The following is a 21,279-nucleotide window of genomic DNA, read 5'->3' on the forward strand; positions in this document are numbered from 1 at the left end:
GCGCATGAGCAAGAACGACCCACATATCTTAGGCAAAGAAAGTATCGGCAAATTGCTGTTACAATATTCCATTCCTGCAATTATCGGAATGACGATTACTTCTATCTATAATATTATTGATAGTATCTTCATCGGACATGGTGTAGGCCCAATGGCGATTGCCGGACTAGCCATCAGCTTTCCGCTGATGAATCTGGTGGTGGCTTTCTGTACATTGGTATCGGCGGGCGGTTCTACGCTGGCGTCTATCCGTCTGGGGCAAAAGGACATGAAGGGGGCTACGGAAATCTTGTCACACACGTTGATGCTCTGTATCACTAATTCGTTCTTCTTTGGTATTTTGTCTTTCATCTTCCTGGATGATATATTGGTTTTCTTCGGGGCCAGTAGCGAGACGCTTCCTTATGCGCGGAGCTTTATGCAGGTGATCTTATTGGGTACTCCTATCACTTATACGATGATTGGGTTGAACAACGTGATGCGTGCTACCGGATACCCGAAAAAGGCGATGTTGACTTCGATGGTGACGGTGGTAGCGAACATTATCCTCGCTCCTATCTTTATTTTCCACTTTGAATGGGGAATGAGGGGAGCTGCTACGGCAACGGTGATTTCACAGTTGATCGGTATGGTGTGGGTGGTGAGCCATTTTGTCAAGAAAGACAGTACGGTGCATTTTGAGGGGAATATCTGGAAGATGAAACGGAGGATTGTGGAGAGTATCTTCGCCATCGGTATGTCTCCTTTCCTGATGAATGTGTGTGCGTGTGCCATTGTGATTATCATCAATAACAGTCTGCAAAATTACGGGGGCGATATGGCGATTGGTGCTTATGGGATTATTAACCGTTTGCTGACGCTTTATGTGATGATTGTGTTAGGTCTGACGATGGGTATGCAGCCTATTGTGGGGTATAACTTCGGAGCACAGAAGATAGACCGTGTGAAACAGACATTGCGACTGGGGATTATCTCCGGGGTCGTGATTACCAGTAGCGGGTTTATTATCTGCGAGTTCTTCCCTCATGCCGTATCGGCTCTTTTCACGGATAGCGATGAATTGATTGATTTGGCCGTAGACGGTATCCGGCTGGCTGTATTGATGTTCCCGTTTGTAGGGGCGCAGATTGTGATTGGTAACTTCTTCCAAAGTATCGGGAAGGCTAAAATAAGTATTTTCCTTTCGCTGACGCGACAGTTGCTTTATCTTTTGCCTTGCTTGCTGCTCTTTCCCAACTGGTGGGGATTGGAAGGTATCTGGATTAGTATGCCGGTATCGGATGCATTGGCGTTTATTACGGCGGTTGTCAGTCTGATGATTTACATTAAGAAAGTGTCTAAACAACATCCGGAAACGGTAGCGGAATAAAGCATTAACTGCTTTACTCCGCCTGTTGGTTTTTATTCTTTATTCTGCTTTGATGCTCTTTACGGGGTTTTCATTGGCAACGTGCCAGGCTTTCACTACCACGCAAGCCACGATAACCAATAGTACCAGCAGGGCTATTCCTATAAAAAGTAACAGATCCATATCAATTCGTTCGCTAAACTGTTCCAACCATATTTGGCCTGTAAAATAGGAAGCGGCAGTACCTATCAGCACAGAGATTACGGAGATATTCAGAATGTCGTATATCAATAGTTTCAGGATGCCGGAGGCCTCTGCCCCATTCACTTTGCGTATGGCTATTTCCTTGCTGCGGCGTTGAGTTTCTCCATTCACATAGCCAATCAATCCCGTGATGACAATAAGCAGGATGAAGCAGGACGAAATCCAGACTGCGTTACGGAAACGGTATACGCTCTTATAGCCTTCGCGAATCATGCTGTCTACTGAATTGAAGTTCAGGGCTACATTCGGGAATGTTTTTGCCACACATTCGTTCAAGCGTTTCAGGTTCTCGTCATAGGGTTCTTTTAGACGAACATTGATGGTGTGATTGGCCGATTCTTTATCGGCAATCAATACGATAGGAGACTGACTGGAATAGAAACTTCTATTACGAATATCATCAAACACTCCCACGATGGTACCTTCTACCCCACTCACTGATTTTCCTACGGCACCATCGGTCCATTTCATCAAACGAACGAGTTCTTTATTTACCAATAGATCGCCTTTTTTCTTGATGGTAGTGCCTTCTGTTATTCTGATTCCCATCACATTCGGATAATCATAGTCGCACATATTGAAATTAAGGGTGGCAATGCGTTTGCCGTCGTTACCAATCAATCCACGTGTCCAATATTCTCCCAGTACGCTGTGTGTGGATGCCGATACCCCGTCCACCATCGGTTGGCGGAGCAACTCGTCTTTTACATGTTCTACTGTTTCGCCGGACATCCAGGTTTCGGCTTCTACCAGTCCCGGAATCTTGATTCCCATATCTCCATTCATCAGGTGAGAATATTGTAACAGGGTAACCAGCAATAATCCGAGTACAAAGGAGGTACCCGTGAACTGGACAAATAGTAATGAACGTTTCCATCCTCTTTTTCCATCCGTATAGTGCCGGAATACCTGCGTGACGGGAATACGTGAGAACAGTTTTCCCGGTATGCCTCCTGCCAGGAGGAAAAGGACTACTACAGTGAGCAAGGGTATCCAAATGATGTCCCAGGCAAACAGTGAGGCAAGGCTGGTTCCCAACAGGTCTTCGATCAATTCGCCCATGTTGATTATCAACAGGAAGCTAAACAGGACGGATAGTAGAACCAATACTCCGGTTTCTGCCAGAAACATGCCAAAGATGTTTCCGGAACTGGCTCCACTGCATTTATGCACTCCTACGCTTTTTGCACGACGACTGATAGTGGCTATTGAAATCAACATATAATTCATGATGGCTACAAAAAACACTGAAAAGCCGAGGAAGCCGAATATCATCAAACGTTTCTGGGTATCGGCAGAATCCAGATGGCGTTTCGAAAGAGGAACAACGCTGTATTCCAACTTCCAGTCATCCCATTGCAAGGGGCTGTATTTTGCCATTACTTGTTGAATTTTGCTGTTCACCTTGTCTATATCCGACGCATGACGCAAGCGTGCAAAGGCATAAAAGATATCATTCCCATTCCAACCGTTACCACTCGCATAGCGACCATCGCGGTGGATGGTAATCACAAAGTCACGGGAGAGCATCGAATTTTCGGGTATGTCTTTATAGACGCCGCGAATTGTGAGCTCCAACTGCTTGTCGGCCGAAAGGGTTTTCCCAATAGGGTCTGCGCTACCGAATGTTTCACGGGCAAAATGTTCTGATACAAATATGCTATTCGAGATGATGAGATCTTTCGCGTTCCCTTTTAGTACGGGTATACCCATCGTTTCAAAGAAACAGGTGTCGACCATCATGTAATTTGCTTTTGACAGCAGTTTGTCTTCCTTATAAATATGATAAAACTGGGAAGGAAGTACACAGGTGGCTGATTCTATTTCTTCAGGCATATCCTGCGCCAAGGTAAAAGCTACCGGATCACAGACGGTATAGTCATAATTCATTCCGTCATCACCCTGCACTTCGCCGGTCGTCATATTCTGTGCCGCTATTCTCGCCATTATCAGATTCTCCGCTTCCGGGTAACATTTCTCATAGCTCATCTCAAAAGCTATTTGCGAGAAAAGCAAGATGCCAACTGTTAGTCCTAAAGAAAGGGAGAGCACTCTTACGATATTCAAAGTACGCTCATGCAGTAATGTACGTATGCTATAATAGATTTGTCTCATACTTGCTTCTGATCTGGTTTATGCTATCACACTGGCTACCAGGCTGCCGTCGAACAAATGAACTGTACGATGGGCAAAGGATGCGTCGTGTTGTGAGTGTGTCACCATGATGATGGTTGTTCCTTCTTTATTCAGTTCGGTCAACAGGTTCATCACTTCTGCCCCATTCTTTGAGTCGAGGTTACCGGTCGGCTCATCGGCGAGAATCAGTTTCGGGTTGGTCACTACGGCACGGGCAATGGCGACACGTTGTTGCTGACCACCGGAAAGTTGTTGCGGAAAGTGTTTGGCACGATGGCTGATGTTCATCCGTTTCAGAATGTCTTCTACCATGCGGCGGCGTTCGGATGCTTTAAAGCCCAGGTATGTCAGAGGAAGTTCTACATTCTCGTAAACATTCAGCTCGTCGATCAGGTTAAAGCTCTGGAATACGAATCCGAGTTTGCCCTTACGCACATGGGTACGTTCTTTCTCTTTCAATCCGCCCACTTCTTCACCCATCAAGCGGTAGGAACCTTCGGTGGGGTTATCGAGCAAACCCAGAATATTCAACAAAGTGGATTTACCACAACCGGAGGGGCCCATAATGGCTACAAACTCTCCCTCTTTTACTTCAAGGTTTACGTGATTCAAGGCAACTGTCTCTACTTCGGAAGTACGGAATACTTTACTGATGTTGTTTATTTCAATCATACTCTTTTTATTTATGTTTTTAATTATTCACTTTTAAGGCTATTCACCGGATTTTCATTGGCAATCCGCCACGATTTCCAAAGTACGCAGGCTACGATAACGAGAAGATTTACAATCGCTATCAGTACATACGCCGCCCAACTGACAGGCACGTGCTCGGCAAACATATCCATCCACATATCATTGACGTACCATGATGCCGCTACACCGATCACAACGGCTGCAACGGCTACATAGAGCACATCTTTCACCAACATTTCCAGAATGCCGGAGGCTTCGGCACCATTGACTTTACGTATGGCAATCTCTTTGGAACGGTGGCGGACTTCATCGGTTGTGTAGCCTATCAATCCCATCATCATCACAAAGAACATGGTAACCGCCGCCAGTATGGTAGCATTGCTGAAGACGCGGATGGAGTTATAACTCTCTTTTATCATCTGCTCCATCGAACGGAAATCGACCGTTTTATCGGGGAAAGCGTCTGCCGATACTTTATTCAGTTTCTGAAGATTCTCTGCAAAAGGTTCTTTCAGCCGGACATGAACACAGTTTCCGAAATTCTTGGTACTCATCAGGATGAAGGGTGCTTGCGGGTTGGTGAAATTACCGATCCGGAAGTCTTTAATCACTCCCACTACTTTACATACGTAGCCTGAATTATAGACAGTACGGTTCAATAGCTCTGTTCCCCAATGCATCCATTCGCCGTATGTTTCATTGATGGCTACTTCGTTTTCATTCCGTGGCATACGCCCCTCCTTCATCACCATACCCATCATCTTTGGATAGTCTTCCATCATTTCGCAAAAACGGGAGGAGAAAAGTGATTGTCCACTTTCATCCTGAATCATCGTTCCACTATAACTATAGACGGGATGGGAATCGGCACTGGACACGGACTCTACATAAGGCAGGCCACGGAAGAAAGTCAGGGCATAGTCCTGGTTTTCTTTATTGCCGAAATCAGTATTGGCTACGACAACGCGCTTCGGATTGTATCCCAGGTCTTTGTTCAAGACATAGTAGTATTGCAGCATCACCACATACATCAATCCGCAGATGAAAGCTACGCCGGCAAACTGCACGAATAATAGCGGGCGTTTCCATCCTTTTTTTCCTTCTGTGTAGCGGCGGAAGACTTGTGAAACGGGGATTCTGGCAAAGATGCGTCCGGGCAGTGCTCCTCCTATGAGGAACAGGATAGCTACCGTCAGCAGGGGTACCCAAAGACGGTCTAAAGAGAACAGGGCTCCGAGTTCAACGGCGGTTGTGTCTTCTATAAAGTCGCGGAAGTTCAGTAAGATTAATCCCATCAATAGCAAGGCGAAGAGAATAATGATAGCTGTTTCCAATAGGAACATTCCCAGGATTTTGCCGCTGCCTGCACCGCTACACTTATGTACGCCGATGGCTTTGGCACGGTATGAGAGTGAAGAGATGGAGATCAGTACGTAGTTCAAGGTAGCGATAAAAAGGATGATTATTCCCAAGATAGACATGATGTTCCGCATCCGCTTCACGTCCGGTTCTTCCCTGTATACATCACGGATCGGCTTTACAAAAGCGGTATAACCTACCACTTTCTGGTCTTCCGCAGGACGATATTTCTTTATCAGGTCATTCAACCGTGCATTCACCACGGATTTGTCTGCTCCGGGACGAAAACGGATAAATGCGATCCAGCTATCGCCTCCCCTCCAGGAGTAATTTCCCCATCCACGGCTCCATACGGTAGGCAGAGAAATCACTGCATCCGGTCTGACGGTAGCATTTTCGGGTATGTCGGCGTACGTGCCTTTCACTGTCAGTTCTATTTCTTTATTATAGGAGATTACTTTGCCTATCGGGTTTTCTTGGTCGAACATCTTACGCGCCAACCGGTCACTAAGAAAGACAACATCTTTCTGCATCAGTTCTTTTTCCGGAACACCGCTCAAAACATCGATACCCATAGTTTGAAAGAATAGTGAATCGGCTGTCACTTTGTTAGCTTCAAAACGGACACTTCCATAATAAAGAGGGGCACTCATCCAGACACAATAGCTGGTGGCTGCTTCCACTTCTTTAGGAAAGTTCTCCTGTATGGCACCCGCCACCGGTCCGCAGTTCATTTCCTGCGGCTCAAAGGTTTGGCCATTGGCGGAAAAGACGGAGAAGATCTGATACAGGTTATCATAATCTTTGAAGCATTTGTCAAAGCTCTGTTCGAAAGCCACGCGGGCAAACAACAGGATGCTCATCGTCAGCCCCAACGCCAAAGAGAGGATTTTGATAACGTTGGAACCATGCCCCCGCAATAAAGTACGGATCACATAATAGATTTGTTTCATATTATATTTTATTTCTGTTTTTTCTATTTTCAAGAATGCAGAAAGCATGCCAAAAAAGAATAACAATTCATTATCAAGTGTTTATCATTTCAACCTTTCTGAATATTGTCTAAAAATTAGACAGTACCGTCTAATTTTTAGACAACCGGGAGACTATTCCATTTCTCCTTTAAATTGTTCCAACAGTCTCTATTATCCATGGGGAGATTGTCCATCCCGATAGAAAACTTTATCTTTGCATCTAGTTTTCTAAACTATTAAAGTAATGATGAAGAGGAAGAATTTATATGCACTGTTTTCGTGCCTGTTCCTTTCGGGATGCGGTATGATAGACTATCATCCGTATGACGTCCGCATCAGCGGAGAAACAGAGGTCAACGCCCACAATATGGAAAGAATAGAAGCAAATTGCCAGGGTAAAACTACGATACGGTTCGTGACAATGGGCGACTCACAACGATGGTATGACGAAACGAAAGATTTTGTAAAAGCAATCAATCAACGAAATGATATTGACTTCGTTATCCACGGAGGGGATATGAGTGACTTCGGACTGACTAAGGAATTTCTTTGGCAAAGGGATATCATGAACGGACTTCATGTGCCTTATGTGGCTCTGATCGGAAATCATGACTGTCTGGGAACGGGAGCGGAAACCTACAAGGCTGTATTCGGCCCCACAAACTTCTCTTTCATCGCAGGAGATGTGAAGTTTGTCTGCCTGAATACCAACGCTTTGGAGTATGATTACTCCGAACCTGTACCGGACTTTACCTTTATGGAAAATGAGATAACGAACAGGCGGGATGAGTTTGAAAAAACGGTCATTTGTATGCACGCGCGTCCCTATACGGATGTGTTCAATGATAATGTGGCAAAAGTATTCCAACACTATGTCAAACAGTATGCAGGAATACAGTTCTGCACGGCCGCCCATACCCATCACCATCAGGACGATGTGATTTTTGATGATGGAATACATTATGTTACCAGTGATTGTATGGATTACCGTACTTATCTGGTATTTACAATAACTCCGGAAAAATACGAATATGAGCTGGTTAAATACTAATTATATCTTACGCGCGGGAGTACTGTCCGTGCTTCTCCTGCTTCCCGGTCTGATGTCTGCTACCTGCAAGAGGGATACAATCATCAACAACTACAAGGATGATTCGCTCCGTTTTATCATCAAGGATGATTCAATTATCACCTTTCGTAACGGGGAGTCTTCATTCACCATTATCAAAGCGGACTCCGTGTTGCCTGCCACACCGAAGCACACCAAACATACCCGCTACGATAATCGGGTTCACCGTTTCCGCAGAAACTGGGAACGGATTATCCCGACTCATTCCAAAATACAATATGCCGGAAATATGGGATTGCTCTCTTTCGGTACAGGATGGGATTATGGAAAACGTAATCAGTGGGAAACGGATGTATTGCTCGGATTCATTCCGAAATATTCTTCGAAGAAAGCAAAAGTGACCATGACGCTCAAGCAGAACTATATGCCCTGGAGCATTAATATTGGAAAAGGATTCTCGACAGAGCCTCTTGCCTGTGGTCTTTATGTGAATACCGTATTTGGAAATCAGTTCTGGGTGAACGAACCGGAACGTTATCCGAAAGGGTATTATGGTTTCTCAAGCAAAGTGCGTTTCCATGTCTTTATGGGACAACGCCTGACCTATGACATTGACCCGCAACGTAGATTTATGGCCAAGTCTGTAACCTTTTTCTATGAAATAAGTACGTGTGACCTTTATGTGATTAGTGCGGTAAACAATAGTTATCTCCGTCCACGTGACTACCTTAGTTTATCATTCGGATTGAAGTTCCAGTGGTTATGATTGGAGACACAAGGGGGATAAAATCAATTTTGAATTACGATTCTTGAATTATCACATCCTTTTTTCGTAAGTTTGCGCTTTACAAACTTGAACGAAAATGAGTAAATCTGGAACAATCATCATTGTAGACGACAATAAAGGGGTGCTGACTGCCATACAAATCCTTTTAAAAAGTTATTTTTCAAAGGTCGTTGCACTCTCCTCGCCTGTCACCCTGACGAGCGTCCTGCGGGAGGAAATGCCGGAAGTGGTATTGCTGGACATGAATTTCACATCGGGCATCAATACCGGCAATGAGGGATTATTCTGGTTACATGAAATAAAAAAAGTACGTCCGGATCTTCCGGTCGTACTTTTTACGGCTTATGCCGATATTGAACTGGCTATCCGGGGTATTAAAGAAGGAGCAACGGACTTTATCGTCAAACCCTGGGACAACCAGAAACTGGTGGAAACGCTGCAAACTGCAGCAACCTCTACGCACAACGATAGGAAAACGGCAAGTAAAGAAAAGCCTGTTCACTCGCCTATGTACTGGGGAGAAAGCAAGGTTATGCAACAACTACGGGCTTTGATTAAAAAGGTTGCCGTCACCGATGCCAACCTCTTGATAACGGGTGAAAACGGAACGGGAAAAGAGATGCTGGCACGGGAAATCCATGCGCTTTCCAACCGCAAATATAAAGAAATGATTGCTGTGGATATGGGAACCATCACCGAATCTTTATTCGAGAGTGAGCTTTTCGGACATATAAAAGGGTCGTTCACTGATGCACACGCCGACCGGACAGGTAAGTTCGAGGCTGCCGAAAAGAGTACGCTGTTTCTCGACGAAATAGGAAACTTGCCCTACCATCTGCAAGCAAAGCTACTAACCGCCATCCAACGGCGAAGCATTGTGAAAGTGGGAAGTAACACGCCAATTCCTATTGATATCCGACTGATATGTGCCACGAACCGGAACCTGCAGGAGATGGTAGCGAAAGGCGAATTCCGGGAAGACTTGCTCTACCGCATCAATACCATTCATGTGGAAATTCCTCCCCTGCGCGAACGGAAAGAGGATATTATCCCATTGGCCGAACGATTTATGGTTCACTTCTGCAAGCAATATGACAAGTCGTTGATGAAGTTCACTCCCGAAGCAAAGGATAAATTGACTGCGCATCCCTGGTATGGTAATATCCGCGAATTGGAGCACGTCATCGAAAAGGCGGTTATCATCAATGACAGTCCGCTGATTCCTGCTGAATTATTCCAATTATCCGTACCACGGATAGCCATTCAGGAACAGAGTATCTCCACCCTGGAAGAAATGGAAGTGCAGATGATACGGAAAGCGCTCGATGCCTGTGCGGGAAATCTATCGGCAGTGGCCGCTCAACTGGGAATAACCCGGCAGACGCTCTATAACAAGATGAAAAAATTCGGATTATGAGCTCACTGATCCAACAACTGGGGATTCGGTACTGGTTCAGAGTTTTGCTGACTGTACTTTTCTGTATATCGACCGTCTGGTTCGGTATTCATCAATCATACGGTTGGCTGGGCGTCAGTCTTTGTCTGCTGGTACTTAGCATCATCTGGCAAATCCGCCTGTACCAGCTTCACACCAAGCAGGTGCTTTTCATGATTAACGCGCTTGAAAATAATGATAACACTTTTCATTTTCCCGAAGAAAACGGTACTCCCGAAAGCCAAAAGATCAACCGGGCACTCAACCGGGTGGGACATATCTTATATAATGTAAAAGCGGAAACCGCACAACAAGAGAAATATTACGAGCTGATTCTGGATTTTGTCAGTACAGGATTGCTGGTACTCAATGACAATGGGGCTGTTTATCAGAAGAACAAGGAGGCACTCCGTCTTTTGGGGCTGAATATATTCACGCATATCCATCAGTTGAGTAAAGTAGACACTACGCTCATGGAGAAAATAGAGAACTGCCGTCCCGGAGACAAACTGCAAGTGATATTTCACAACGAACGGGGAACCGTTAATCTATCCATACGTGTATCGGAAATCAATGTGCGCAAAGAGCATCTGCGTATTCTGGCTCTGAACGACATCAATACCGAACTCGATGAAAAGGAAATAGATTCATGGATTCGCCTGACACGGGTTCTGACGCATGAAATCATGAATTCGGTCACTCCTATCACTTCTCTTTGTGACACTCTTCTTTCCATGTCCGAGGATAAAGACGAAGAGATCAGTCACGGGTTGCAGACCATCAGCACCACAGGAAAAGGGTTGCTCTCTTTTGTAGAATCTTACCGGCAGTTTACACGCATACCTGCACCGGAACCGTCATTGTTCTACGTGAAAGCGTTCATAGAAAGGATGATTGAACTTGCCCGCCATCAGAATCCGTGTGACACCATTTGTTTCCACACGGAGATTTCTCCTGCGGACTTAATTCTGTATGCGGATGAAAACCTCATCGCCCAGGTGGTTATCAATCTTCTGAAGAATGCCATCCAGGCAATCGGCAGCCAGCCGGATGGTAGAATCGAGCTTCGGGCTTATTGCAATGATATGGAAGAAATATGGATCGAGATCAAAAACAACGGTCCTGAAATCCCGTCGGAAATAGCAGAGCATATCTTTATTCCTTTCTTCACCACCAAAGAAAATGGTAGCGGAATCGGGCTTAGTATTTCACGACAGATCATGCGCCTTTCGGGCGGGAGTCTCACTTTGCTGCGGGAGAAAGAAACAACGTTTATTTTAAAATTCAAATAACTATTGATATATGATACCTGCACTCGTCAACAACCCCTTATTCCGAGGGATCACTCCGGAAAGACTTTTTGCCGATCTGGAAGAGATCAGTTTCCATACACGTTCTTATAAGAAAGGGGAAATCCTGGCTCAACAGGGAGCTGTGTGCAATCGCCTCGTCATCCTGACCAAAGGAAGCGTACGTGGAGAGATGATTGATTATTCGGGGCGTCTTATCAAAGTGGAAGACATCGCTGCTCCAAGAGCGATTGCCCCTCTGTTTCTGTTCGGTGAGGAGAACCGCTATCCGGTGGAAGTGACTGCCAACGAACCGACAGAGGTTATCGAACTTCCTAAATCAAGTGTATTGAGTTTATTCCGTAAGAACGAGCAGTTTTTGGAAAACTATATGAATCTTTCTGCCAATTATGCACGGACTTTATCGGATAAGCTTTTCTTTATGTCGTTTAAAACGATTCGTCAGAAACTTGCTTCGTACTTGCTCCGATTATACAAACAGCAACAACAGACGCATATCACCCTCGACCGTTCACAACAGGAATTGAGTGATTATTTCGGAGTATCCCGTCCTTCCCTCGCCCGTGAACTGGCGCACATGCAGGAAGATGGATTATTGATAGCCGATCGCAAGCATATCACTATTTTACAGAAAGAACAACTGGTACGGCTTATTCAATAATAGGAGCAGTTTAAAGATTTATGAATCGAATAATGAGTGTTTTAGATAAAAAATATTCATTGTTGTAACATTGGTTACAGAATCACCTGAAACTTTTCCTCTACTTTTGCGTTCAATAAATAAAATATTGGACTAATTAAAAACGTAAAAGTTATGAGTATGTTCTGTTATCAATGTCAAGAAACCGCAATGGGTACCGGCTGTACCTTGAAAGGTGTGTGCGGTAAAACGTCTGAAGTGGCTAACCTGCAAGATTTACTACTCTTCGTAGTACGTGGAATTGCTGTCTACAACGAACATCTGCGTAAAGATGGACATCCTTCCGAACAAGCAGACAAATTTATCTATGATGCTTTGTTCATTACCATCACCAACGCCAATTTTGATAAAGTGGCTATCACTGAAAAAATCAAAGAAGGACTGAAACTGAAAAATGAACTTGCCAACAAGGTAAAGATCGAAAATGCTCCCGACGAATGTCTTTGGAATGGAAGCGAAGATGAGTTTGAAGAGAAATCAAAAACTGTCGGTGTGCTTCGCACTCCCAACGAGGATATCCGCTCACTGAAAGAACTTGTACACTATGGCCTGAAAGGAATGGCTGCCTACGTAGAGCATGCGCATAACCTGGGCTACGAGTCACCGGAAATATTTGCTTTCATGCAACATGCCTTGTCTGAACTGACCCGCAATGATATTACAGTGGAAGAACTGGTTCAGCTGACTTTGGAAACAGGAAAGTATGGAGTATCGGCAATGGCACAGCTGGATAAAGCGAATACCAGCAGCTACGGAAATCCGGAAATCTCACAAGTGAGTCTCGGTGTACGCAATAATCCGGGTATATTAATCAGCGGACATGACTTGAAAGACCTGGAAGAGTTATTGGAACAAACAGAGGGTACAGGAGTAGATGTATATACTCACAGCGAAATGTTGCCTGCACATTATTATCCTCAACTAAAGAAGTACAAGCATCTGGCAGGAAACTACGGAAACGCCTGGTGGAAGCAGAAAGAGGAATTTGAAAGTTTCAACGGTCCTATCTTGTTCACAAGTAACTGTATCGTTCCGCCACGTGCAAATGCCAGCTACAAGGATCGTATTTACATCACAGGAGCCTGCGGCTTGGACGGGGCACATTACATCCCCGAACGTAAAGACGGAAAACCGAAAGATTTTTCTGCACTGATTGCTCATGCTAAACAATGTCAGCCACCGGTAGCCATTGAAAACGGAACGATTATCGGAGGATTCGCTCATGCACAGGTGACAGCCCTGGCAGATAAAGTGGTGGACGCCGTGAAAAGCGGAGCTATCCGTAAATTCTTTGTAATGGCAGGATGCGACGGACGTATGAAGAGCCGTGAATACTATACGGAATTTGCTCAAAAATTACCTGGTGACACCGTGATTCTTACTGCCGGTTGTGCCAAGTACAGATATAATAAACTGGCTTTAGGTGATATCAACGGCATTCCGAGAGTGTTGGATGCAGGACAATGTAACGACAGTTACTCATTGGCCGTCATCGCTTTAAAACTGAAAGAAATCTTCGGATTGGATGATGTGAATCAGTTGCCTATCGTATACAACATCGCTTGGTACGAACAAAAGGCGGTCATTGTTTTATTGGCATTACTGGCTTTGGGAGTGAAACACATTCATTTGGGTCCTACACTTCCCGCTTTCCTTTCACCGAATGTCAGGAACGTATTGATCGAACAATTCGGGATCGGAGGTATCAGTACAGTGGATGAAGATATTGTGAAGTTTCTATCATAAATGATAAGGAAACAGAAGGGTATTTTACAAGCAGATTCTCTTCTACAAAATAGTGACGGTATTTGATAAGGATAGTGACGGTATACAACAACCATACCGTCACTATTTCCATCATATACCGTCACTATCTTTTTTTCTATATTAGGAGGACTCCTGCTTAATCAGGAGTCCTGCATTTACTCCCGCATAGTGGATGTTTTTTTGAATAGAATTTCAATCCTCTCTGGGTAATATTAAATTGAGAACTACTCCCACCAAAGCTGCCAGTCCAATGCCGGACAATGAAAAATCGCCCCAATTAAAAGCAGCGCCACCAATGCCGACAGTCAGTGTCAAAGATACAATGATTATATTTCTGGTACGGCTCAAATCAATGCAATTATTCACAAGATTACCAATACCCGCACAAGCAATCGTTCCGAAAAGCAATAACATGATGCCGCCCAGTACCGCACTTGGAATGGATCTTAATAATGCACTGATTTTACCGATAACGGAGAATAAGATAGCGGAAATGGCAGCTATTCGGATCACTTGCGGATTAGTAATCTTTGTCAGTGACATGGCTCCTGTCACTTCCGAATAGGTAGTCACAGGAGGCCCACCCAGCAATCCGGCACAGAAACAGGCCAGACCATCACCCAATAAGGTGCGGTGCAACCCCGGATCTTTCACGAAATCTTTTCCGGTGACCGTATTAACGACATAAATATCACCAATATGTTCTATCACCGGAGCAATGGCTACCGGAATCATAAACAACACAGGTTCCCATGAGAATTTAGGAAAGACAAACTGCGGCAATCCAATCCAGGCAGCATCCCTGACACCGGACAAATCCAAATCGTAGAAAAGCCATGCAGCCAGATACCCTACTACAATTCCACAGAAGATAGGAATCAGTTTCAAAAGCCCTTTGGCTTTCATTGAAACAACGACTGCGGTAACCAACGAAAGCAGTGCCAGTACCCAGTTCTCTTTTGCCATATTCACTCCTGTTCCCGCCAGTGACAAACCTATCAGAATGATGACAGGTCCTATGACAACAGGAGGAAACAGCCGCTCAATCACCCTCACTCCCTGCCATTTGACAAGCGCACTCATCACAAAGTAAACTAATGCTACTCCAACCATGCCGGATAAGGTGCCGGGCAACCCATAAAGTTCTGTCGCTTTAATGATAGGCGCAATAAATGCGAAACTACTCCCCAGAAAGACAGGAACCTTTCCACGCGTAACCGCATGAAAGATAAGCGTACCAATACCTGCTGTAAACAGAGCTGTAGAAGGGTCAAGCCCTACCAATAACGGTACGAGTACCGTAGCACCGAAAGCTACAAACAAGAATTGTACCCCCACCACCCCTTTCCTCAAAGGTGTAAGATTATTTGAATCCATAAGTATAATGTAGATTATTCTTTGCAAAATTAGTCTTTTTAGACAATTTAACTCCCTTTTTTCACAAAAATACATCCAAAAAGAGTTTTTATTTGTTGTTAATAATGTGTAACTTCGCACGGTGAGAATTAATACGACAATTTTATAACTTTATAATATATTGCCTATGATATTTACAGCAGAAAACACCCTACTTATCGGTTCTATCTTACTTTTCGTCAGCATCGTTGTTGGAAAAACCGGATACCGCTTTGGAGTACCTACCTTATTATTGTTCCTCGTAGTAGGAATGTTGTTTGGAAGTGACGGCCTCGGCCTGCAGTTCCACGACGCGAAAGACGCCCAATTTATCGGTATGGTGGCCCTTAGTATTATCCTTTTCTCGGGAGGTATGGATACGAAATTCAGAGAAATCAAACCTATTCTAGGTCCCGGTATCGTGCTTTCCACTGTCGGAGTACTACTTACAGCTCTTTTCACCGGACTCTTTATCTGGTGGATATCAGGTATGAGCTGGTCAAATATTTATTTACCTATCACTACTTCCCTGCTTTTGGCCTCCACCATGTCATCTACGGATTCGGCTTCGGTGTTCGCCATTCTCCGTTCACAGAAGATGAACTTGAAACACAACCTTCGTCCCATGCTGGAACTGGAGAGCGGAAGTAATGACCCGATGGCCTATATGCTTACCATTGTCCTGATACAGTTTATTCAATCGTCAGGTATGGGAGTCGGAGCTATCGTAGGCTCTTTCGTCATCCAGTTTATCGTCGGCGCGGCTGCCGGATATGTACTTGGAAAGCTAGCTATCCGGATGTTAAATAAGCTCAATATTGATAATCAAGCCTTGTATCCCATCTTATTACTGGCATTTGTGTTTTTCACTTTCTCCATCACCGACTTACTGAAAGGTAACGGATACCTTGCCGTATATATCGCCGGTATCATGGTGGGAAACAATAAAATCATGCACCGTAAGGATATCTACACCTTTATGGACGGACTGACCTGGTTGTCGCAAATCATCATGTTCCTTTGCCTGGGATTGCTTGTCAACCCGCACGAAATGCTCGAAGTAGCTGCCGTGGCATTGTTGATTGGTGTTTTCATGATTATTATCGGGCGCCCGTTAAGCGTGTTCCTTTGTCTGCTTCCATTCCGGAAAATCACGATGAAATCACGTATTTTCGTATCTTGGGTAGGATTACGCGGTGCAGTTCCTATCATCTTTGCTACCTATCCGGTAGTGGCGGGCGTAGAAGGTTCGAACCTCATTTTCAACATTGTATTCTTTATTACCATTGTCTCATTGGTCGTACAGGGAACAACCATTTCTTTCGTCGCCCGGATTTTGAATCTTTCCAAACCGCTGGAAAAAACCGGTAACGACTTCGGAGTGGAACTTCCGGAAGAAATAGACTCTGATCTTAGTGACATGACTATCACCAAAAGTATGCTGGAAGAAGCAGACACATTGAAAGATATGAATCTTCCGAAAGGCACGCTGGTAATGATCGTGAAGCGCGGAGATGAGTTCCTGATTCCCAACGGAACACTGAAACTGCACGAAGGAGATAAACTATTACTTATTTCCGAAAAATCCAAAGAAGAAGATACTGATTCAGAATAACATCTGAAAAGAGTTATTCAGTACACTATAACTGATTCGTCTCCACGCATGGAACCTCTTGCCTTGGCAAGACATTCGTTTCATCTTCATGCGTGGAGACGAAATGTTTTATATAGGCCAATGAACTAGTTCTAAGGAAGAAACACGAATGACCTTTATCCGGCTGATAAAATTGTTCGCTCCCCCTCCGTTAATTAACCGTAAAACTTGAATTTAAAATTCGGTTTACATCTACGAAGTATTAATTTTGCGCAGTTTTAAACTAAATGTGCAAAAATCGAATGGAACAAGAACATCAGTTCATTGATTATATTGAGCAAAGCATCATCAAAAACTGGGACAAAGATGCCTTAACTGACTATAAAGGAATTACCCTCCAATATAAGGATGTAGCGCGTAAAATCGCTAAATTTCACATCGTCTTGGAGAGTGCCGGCATCCAGCCGGGAGATAAAATAGCCGTTTGCGGACGTAACAGTGCTCACTGGGCAGTTACTTTCCTGGCGACTATCACTTACGGAGCTGTTATTGTTCCCATTTTGCATGAATTCAAGGCAGATAATATTCATAATATCGTCAACCATTCCGAAGCCAAATTACTTTTCGTCGGCGACCAGGCATGGGAGAACCTGAATGAAGATGCCATGCCTTTGTTAGAGGGCATCGCTTCGCTGGCTGATTTCTCGGCATTAGTGTCCCGGAACGAAAAACTCACTTACGCTTTTGAACACCGGAACGCTATTTACGGTCAACAGTATCCCAAGAACTTTCGACCGGAACATATTTGTTACCGGAAAGATCGTCCGGAAGAACTGGCTATCATCAACTATACTTCCGGTACCACGGGTTACTCTAAAGGAGTGATGCTCCCCTATCGCAGTCTTTGGTCAAACGTGGCTTATTGCTTCGAAATGCTTCCCGTTAAACCGGGAGATCATATCGTTTCCATGTTGCCTATGGGACACGTGTTCGGTATGGTATATGATTTCCTTTACGGATTCTCTGCAGGTGCACACATCTATTTCCTGACGCGTATGCCGTCTCCAAAAATCATTTCCCAATCTTTCTCCGAAATCAAACCCAAAGTGATTTCTTGTGTACCGTTGATTGTGGAAAAGATTATCAAGAAAGATATTCTTCCTAAAGTAGACAGCAAAATCGGCAAGTTATTGCTGAAAGTGCCTATTGTGAACGATAAAATCAAATCGCTGGCACGACAGGCTGCCATGGAAATCTTCGGTGGAAACTTTGACGAGATTATTATCGGAGGTGCTCCTTTCAATGCGGAAGTAGAGGCTTTCCTTAAAAAGATAGGGTTCCCCTACACCATCGCTTACGGTATGACGGAATGTGGTCCGATTATTTGTTCCAGCCGTTGGGAAACACTGAAACTTGCTTCCTGCGGAAAGGCAACCAGCCGAATGGAAGTCCGTATTGACTCACCGGACCCGAAAACACATGCCGGAGAAATCGTATGCAGAGGAATGAATATGATGCTGGGATATTATAAAAATCCGGAAGCTACGGCGCAAATTATTGATGCTAACGGTTGGCTGCATACCGGTGACCTCGGTACGTTGGATGAAGAGGGTTATGTGACAGTCCGCGGACGTAGTAAGAACCTGCTTCTCACCTCTAGCGGACAGAATATCTATCCCGAAGAAATTGAAAGCAAGCTGAACAACATGCCGTATGTTTCGGAGTCACTGATCGTCTTACAGCACGAAAAACTGGTAGCCCTGATCTACCCGGATTTCGACGATGCTTTCGCTCATGGATTGCAGCAGACGGATATTCAGAAAGTAATGGAGCAAAACCGTATCGAATTGAATCAACAGCTTCCTAACTATTCTCAAATAAGCAAGATTAAAATCCATTTTGAAGAATTTGAAAAGACTGCGAAAAAGTCAATCAAGCGCTTTATGTATCAGGAAGCAAAGGGATAATTATCCCGGATAACACAATGAGTATCCTTGCAATAATTCTCATAGTATTAGGCACGGATTATATAAACTGATAATGAGAACATGCTTAATAATAAAAACGGTGAACAGCCTCAACACTGTCCACCGTTTTTTCTAACCTCTAACTAACTTTATTTATACTACCTATTTTTCTATCTTCCTACCTAAAAACGAATCCTATTTCCATTATTAACAGTCTAACTTTATAATCAATCGATCTTTTTAAAGTGCCATAAATGAAATAGCCTGTCCGCCTCCGGCAGCCATTCGTATGTTCAACGTATTTTCAGAAGTAACCGTTTGTTCCGTTATCCGGTAATCCGTAGGATTTGATTTCCAATCCGCATTCTCTCCATCCGCATAGATGACAGCTTTATACTGTTTGCCCGGTTCCAGGAAATCCAGTTTTATTTCCAGTGTACGGGGTTTCTCGTTCGTTGCCGCTCCCAAGAAATAGTTGCCTTTTGCTTTACGCACGATGGCTACAAATTCCCCCGGTTCTCCTGCCAATGCTTTCGATTCGTCACAATCCGGATCGAAATCGCGGAAGAACTGGAAAGCCGGATGGCCTTCATAATTTTCAATCATATCAGATGCCATCTGCAAGGGAGAATACAAAATCACCCAGTTAGCAAGCTGTTTCGCCAATGTTGTATTCACACGGCTGTTTCCTTTATCCTGATCGTTCCATTTCTGGCGACGGGGAGAATCTTTGGTGTTCAGAAACAAAATATCAAACGTACCCGGTGTATAATCCAGCGGACCGGACAGCATACGGGTGAACGGCAACATGACATGATGAGACGGAGGATTTCCTTCGCTCCATGCATTCCATTCCATCCCTCTCACTCCTTCACGTGTCATCATATTAGGCCATGTACGACGGATACCGGTATCTTTAATAGGTTCGTGCGCATCCAGCGTCATTTTGTGACGGGCAGCTGTTTCCACCACTTTCTGATAGTGGTTGACCCCATATTGGCTGTGATGAAGATAACCATTCGGGAAAGCTCCCGCATATCCTGTCTTAAGGACATGGATACCGTGGTCTGTGTACCATTGCATAGCATGATCCATCTGGCGCTCATAGTTGGGAATATTCCCTCCGGTCTCGTGATGGCCGATAACTTCAACTCCTTTTTCCTTTGCATAACGAACCACTTCATCAATGTCAAAGTCAGCATACGGTTTCGTAAAGTCAAAGTTTTGCATACCACCCCAGCTTTCCCAGCCTTCATTCCAACCTTCAAACAAAACGCCTTCAATCTGATTGGTAGCGGCAAAATCAATGTATTTCTTGGCATTGACAGTAGTGGCTCCATGACGTTCATCCATCTTCCAGGTTTCTACGCCGAGATGCATCCCCCACCATACACCTACATATTTCATCGGACGAATCCAATCGGTCGTTTCTATTTTACTTGGTTCATTCAGATTTAAAATCATAGCCGAATTAATCAGACTAACGGCATCCGGAACAATCTGAATAGTACGCCAGGAAGTAGTGAAATGATTACCTTTACGCACTTTCACACCATCAGGCCATGGAGCAAGTTCAGCTTTCAACGTATAGTTTCCTGCCTGCTTCAAAGTCATTTCCGAGAAATCGTACAATGCCGCTTCATGAATACTTCCGTAGACGCCATCGGCAGTTTTAAAGGTGAAAGGAGTATTGGCTGTCTCCACCTCGGAAATGGGACGTTGCGCATAAAGCAATTCATAAGTTTCGGCACTGGCAGGAATAGACCATGATGTACCGTCTTGGCGAAAACGGAAAGTTGTCAGTTCATCCGTAATCAATAGGGAATCCGCTGCGGGCACATTATATTCATAACGGAACCCTACCCCATCATCAAACACACGGAAACGGAGAGTTAACTCCACCTGATCTTTATTGACCAAATTTACCGCCATCTCATTATAATGATTCCTATTGGTTTTATTTTCACCCCATGGTTGCGTCCATGTTTCATCTTTACTGTCGAAAGTCGTGTTTTTTATCTGAAATCCTCCGCCCAGGTTGATACCGTTTTTCTCCGTAAATCCCAATGTCGAATTTTCAATCAACAATGAGTCATCTACTAAAATGTTATACAACGGTTTACCGTTGTCATCTACTGTTAAAGCCATTTTGATATGACCGTCCGGCGATTTCACTTCCGTTTTCGGACTGCTACACCCGTAACATCCCAGCACACACAGAAAAGCTCCAATGACATAATTTATTTTCATAGCATATCTATTGTTTGTATATAGTACAACTCAAAAAGCAGGGCAGACACATTATATTTTTTACTATATTCTCGTTTGTAATTTCCTTACTATATTGTTGGTTATTAACATATTATCATTTGCTAATGTCGATTATTTTCCTTATCTTTATAAGATATATTAAAACATAAACTAACATGAAAATTGGCATAATTGACCTTTGTAAACAAATAGAAGATCCTAGGATGAACC

Annotated in this window: 14 protein-coding genes; 9 read left to right on the plus strand and 5 right to left on the minus strand. The window is 44.1% G+C overall.

Annotation, left to right across the window (positions count from 1 at the left end; all coding sequences use genetic code 11):
* The first annotated feature begins 4 nt into the window (after positions 1 to 4).
* Positions 5 to 1,369 carry an MATE family efflux transporter gene (locus N5O98_RS09065; protein WP_004295740.1) on the plus strand — a complete coding sequence of 455 codons (1,365 nt, stop codon included), beginning with the start codon at positions 5 to 7 and terminating at the stop codon, positions 1,367 to 1,369.
* Positions 1,370 to 1,408: 39 nt separating this feature from the next.
* Here N5O98_RS09065 and N5O98_RS09070 read toward each other — a convergent pair whose 3' ends face one another.
* From N5O98_RS09070 to N5O98_RS09080, 3 genes are read right to left on the minus strand one after another with little or no spacing between them, the layout of a single operon-like run.
* The gene (locus N5O98_RS09070) at positions 1,409 to 3,727 is read right to left on the minus strand and encodes an ABC transporter permease (protein WP_004295739.1); all 2,319 of its coding nucleotides are present in this window, start codon (positions 3,725 to 3,727) and stop codon (positions 1,409 to 1,411) included.
* An 18-nt stretch (positions 3,728 to 3,745) separates the two neighbouring features.
* Complete coding sequence (locus tag N5O98_RS09075; protein ID WP_004295738.1) at positions 3,746 to 4,420, minus strand: ABC transporter ATP-binding protein; 675 nt, start codon at positions 4,418 to 4,420, stop codon at positions 3,746 to 3,748.
* A gap of 23 nt (positions 4,421 to 4,443) precedes the next feature.
* The gene (locus tag N5O98_RS09080) at positions 4,444 to 6,753 is read right to left on the minus strand and encodes an ABC transporter permease (RefSeq protein WP_022199593.1); all 2,310 of its coding nucleotides are present in this window, start codon (positions 6,751 to 6,753) and stop codon (positions 4,444 to 4,446) included.
* 268 nt (positions 6,754 to 7,021) lie between these two features.
* Here N5O98_RS09080 and N5O98_RS09085 point away from each other — a divergent pair, with 268 nt between their 5' ends.
* The 6 genes from N5O98_RS09085 (at position 7,022) to hcp (ending at position 13,821) form a co-directional block, all read left to right on the plus strand.
* Positions 7,022 to 7,825, plus strand: a complete 804-nt coding sequence (locus N5O98_RS09085) for a metallophosphoesterase family protein (protein WP_004308814.1) — start codon at positions 7,022 to 7,024, stop codon at positions 7,823 to 7,825.
* Entirely contained in the window at positions 7,806 to 8,609 is an 804-nt protein-coding gene (locus N5O98_RS09090; protein WP_004295735.1) for a hypothetical protein, read from the plus strand. The genes N5O98_RS09085 and N5O98_RS09090 overlap by 20 nt, the downstream gene beginning before the upstream one ends.
* Before the next feature lie 97 nt (positions 8,610 to 8,706).
* Complete coding sequence (locus tag N5O98_RS09095; RefSeq protein WP_008777333.1) at positions 8,707 to 10,047, plus strand: sigma-54-dependent transcriptional regulator; 1,341 nt, start codon at positions 8,707 to 8,709, stop codon at positions 10,045 to 10,047.
* Complete coding sequence (locus tag N5O98_RS09100; protein ID WP_004308812.1) at positions 10,044 to 11,357, plus strand: sensor histidine kinase; 1,314 nt, start codon at positions 10,044 to 10,046, stop codon at positions 11,355 to 11,357. The genes N5O98_RS09095 and N5O98_RS09100 overlap by 4 nt, the downstream gene beginning before the upstream one ends.
* A gap of 10 nt (positions 11,358 to 11,367) precedes the next feature.
* The gene (locus N5O98_RS09105) at positions 11,368 to 12,036 is read left to right on the plus strand and encodes a Crp/Fnr family transcriptional regulator (RefSeq protein WP_004325775.1); all 669 of its coding nucleotides are present in this window, start codon (positions 11,368 to 11,370) and stop codon (positions 12,034 to 12,036) included.
* 153 nt (positions 12,037 to 12,189) lie between these two features.
* Positions 12,190 to 13,821 carry a hydroxylamine reductase gene (gene hcp / locus N5O98_RS09110; protein ID WP_004308810.1) on the plus strand — a complete coding sequence of 544 codons (1,632 nt, stop codon included), beginning with the start codon at positions 12,190 to 12,192 and terminating at the stop codon, positions 13,819 to 13,821.
* 213 nt (positions 13,822 to 14,034) lie between these two features.
* Here hcp and N5O98_RS09115 read toward each other — a convergent pair whose 3' ends face one another.
* Positions 14,035 to 15,219, minus strand: a complete 1,185-nt coding sequence (locus N5O98_RS09115; protein WP_008777334.1) for a uracil-xanthine permease family protein — start codon at positions 15,217 to 15,219, stop codon at positions 14,035 to 14,037.
* A 166-nt stretch (positions 15,220 to 15,385) separates the two neighbouring features.
* Here N5O98_RS09115 and N5O98_RS09120 point away from each other — a divergent pair, with 166 nt between their 5' ends.
* Positions 15,386 to 16,852 (plus strand): potassium/proton antiporter, encoded by a 1,467-nt coding sequence (locus N5O98_RS09120; protein ID WP_004295729.1) that lies wholly within the window; start codon positions 15,386 to 15,388, stop codon positions 16,850 to 16,852.
* Between the two features lie 281 nt (positions 16,853 to 17,133).
* Positions 17,134 to 18,798: a long-chain fatty acid--CoA ligase gene (locus N5O98_RS09125; RefSeq protein ID WP_004295728.1), complete on the plus strand. Its 1,665-nt coding sequence runs from the start codon at positions 17,134 to 17,136 to the stop codon at positions 18,796 to 18,798.
* Positions 18,799 to 19,038: 240 nt separating this feature from the next.
* Here the strand turns inward: N5O98_RS09125 and N5O98_RS09130 are convergent, their stop codons facing one another.
* Complete coding sequence (locus N5O98_RS09130) at positions 19,039 to 21,048, minus strand: glycoside hydrolase family 97 protein (protein ID WP_004308808.1); 2,010 nt, start codon at positions 21,046 to 21,048, stop codon at positions 19,039 to 19,041.
* Positions 21,049 to 21,279: the final 231 nt, after the last annotated feature.

Source organism: Bacteroides sp. LFL-34 (genome assembly GCF_027257075.1).
GTDB lineage: Bacteria > Bacteroidota > Bacteroidia > Bacteroidales > Bacteroidaceae > Bacteroides > Bacteroides ovatus.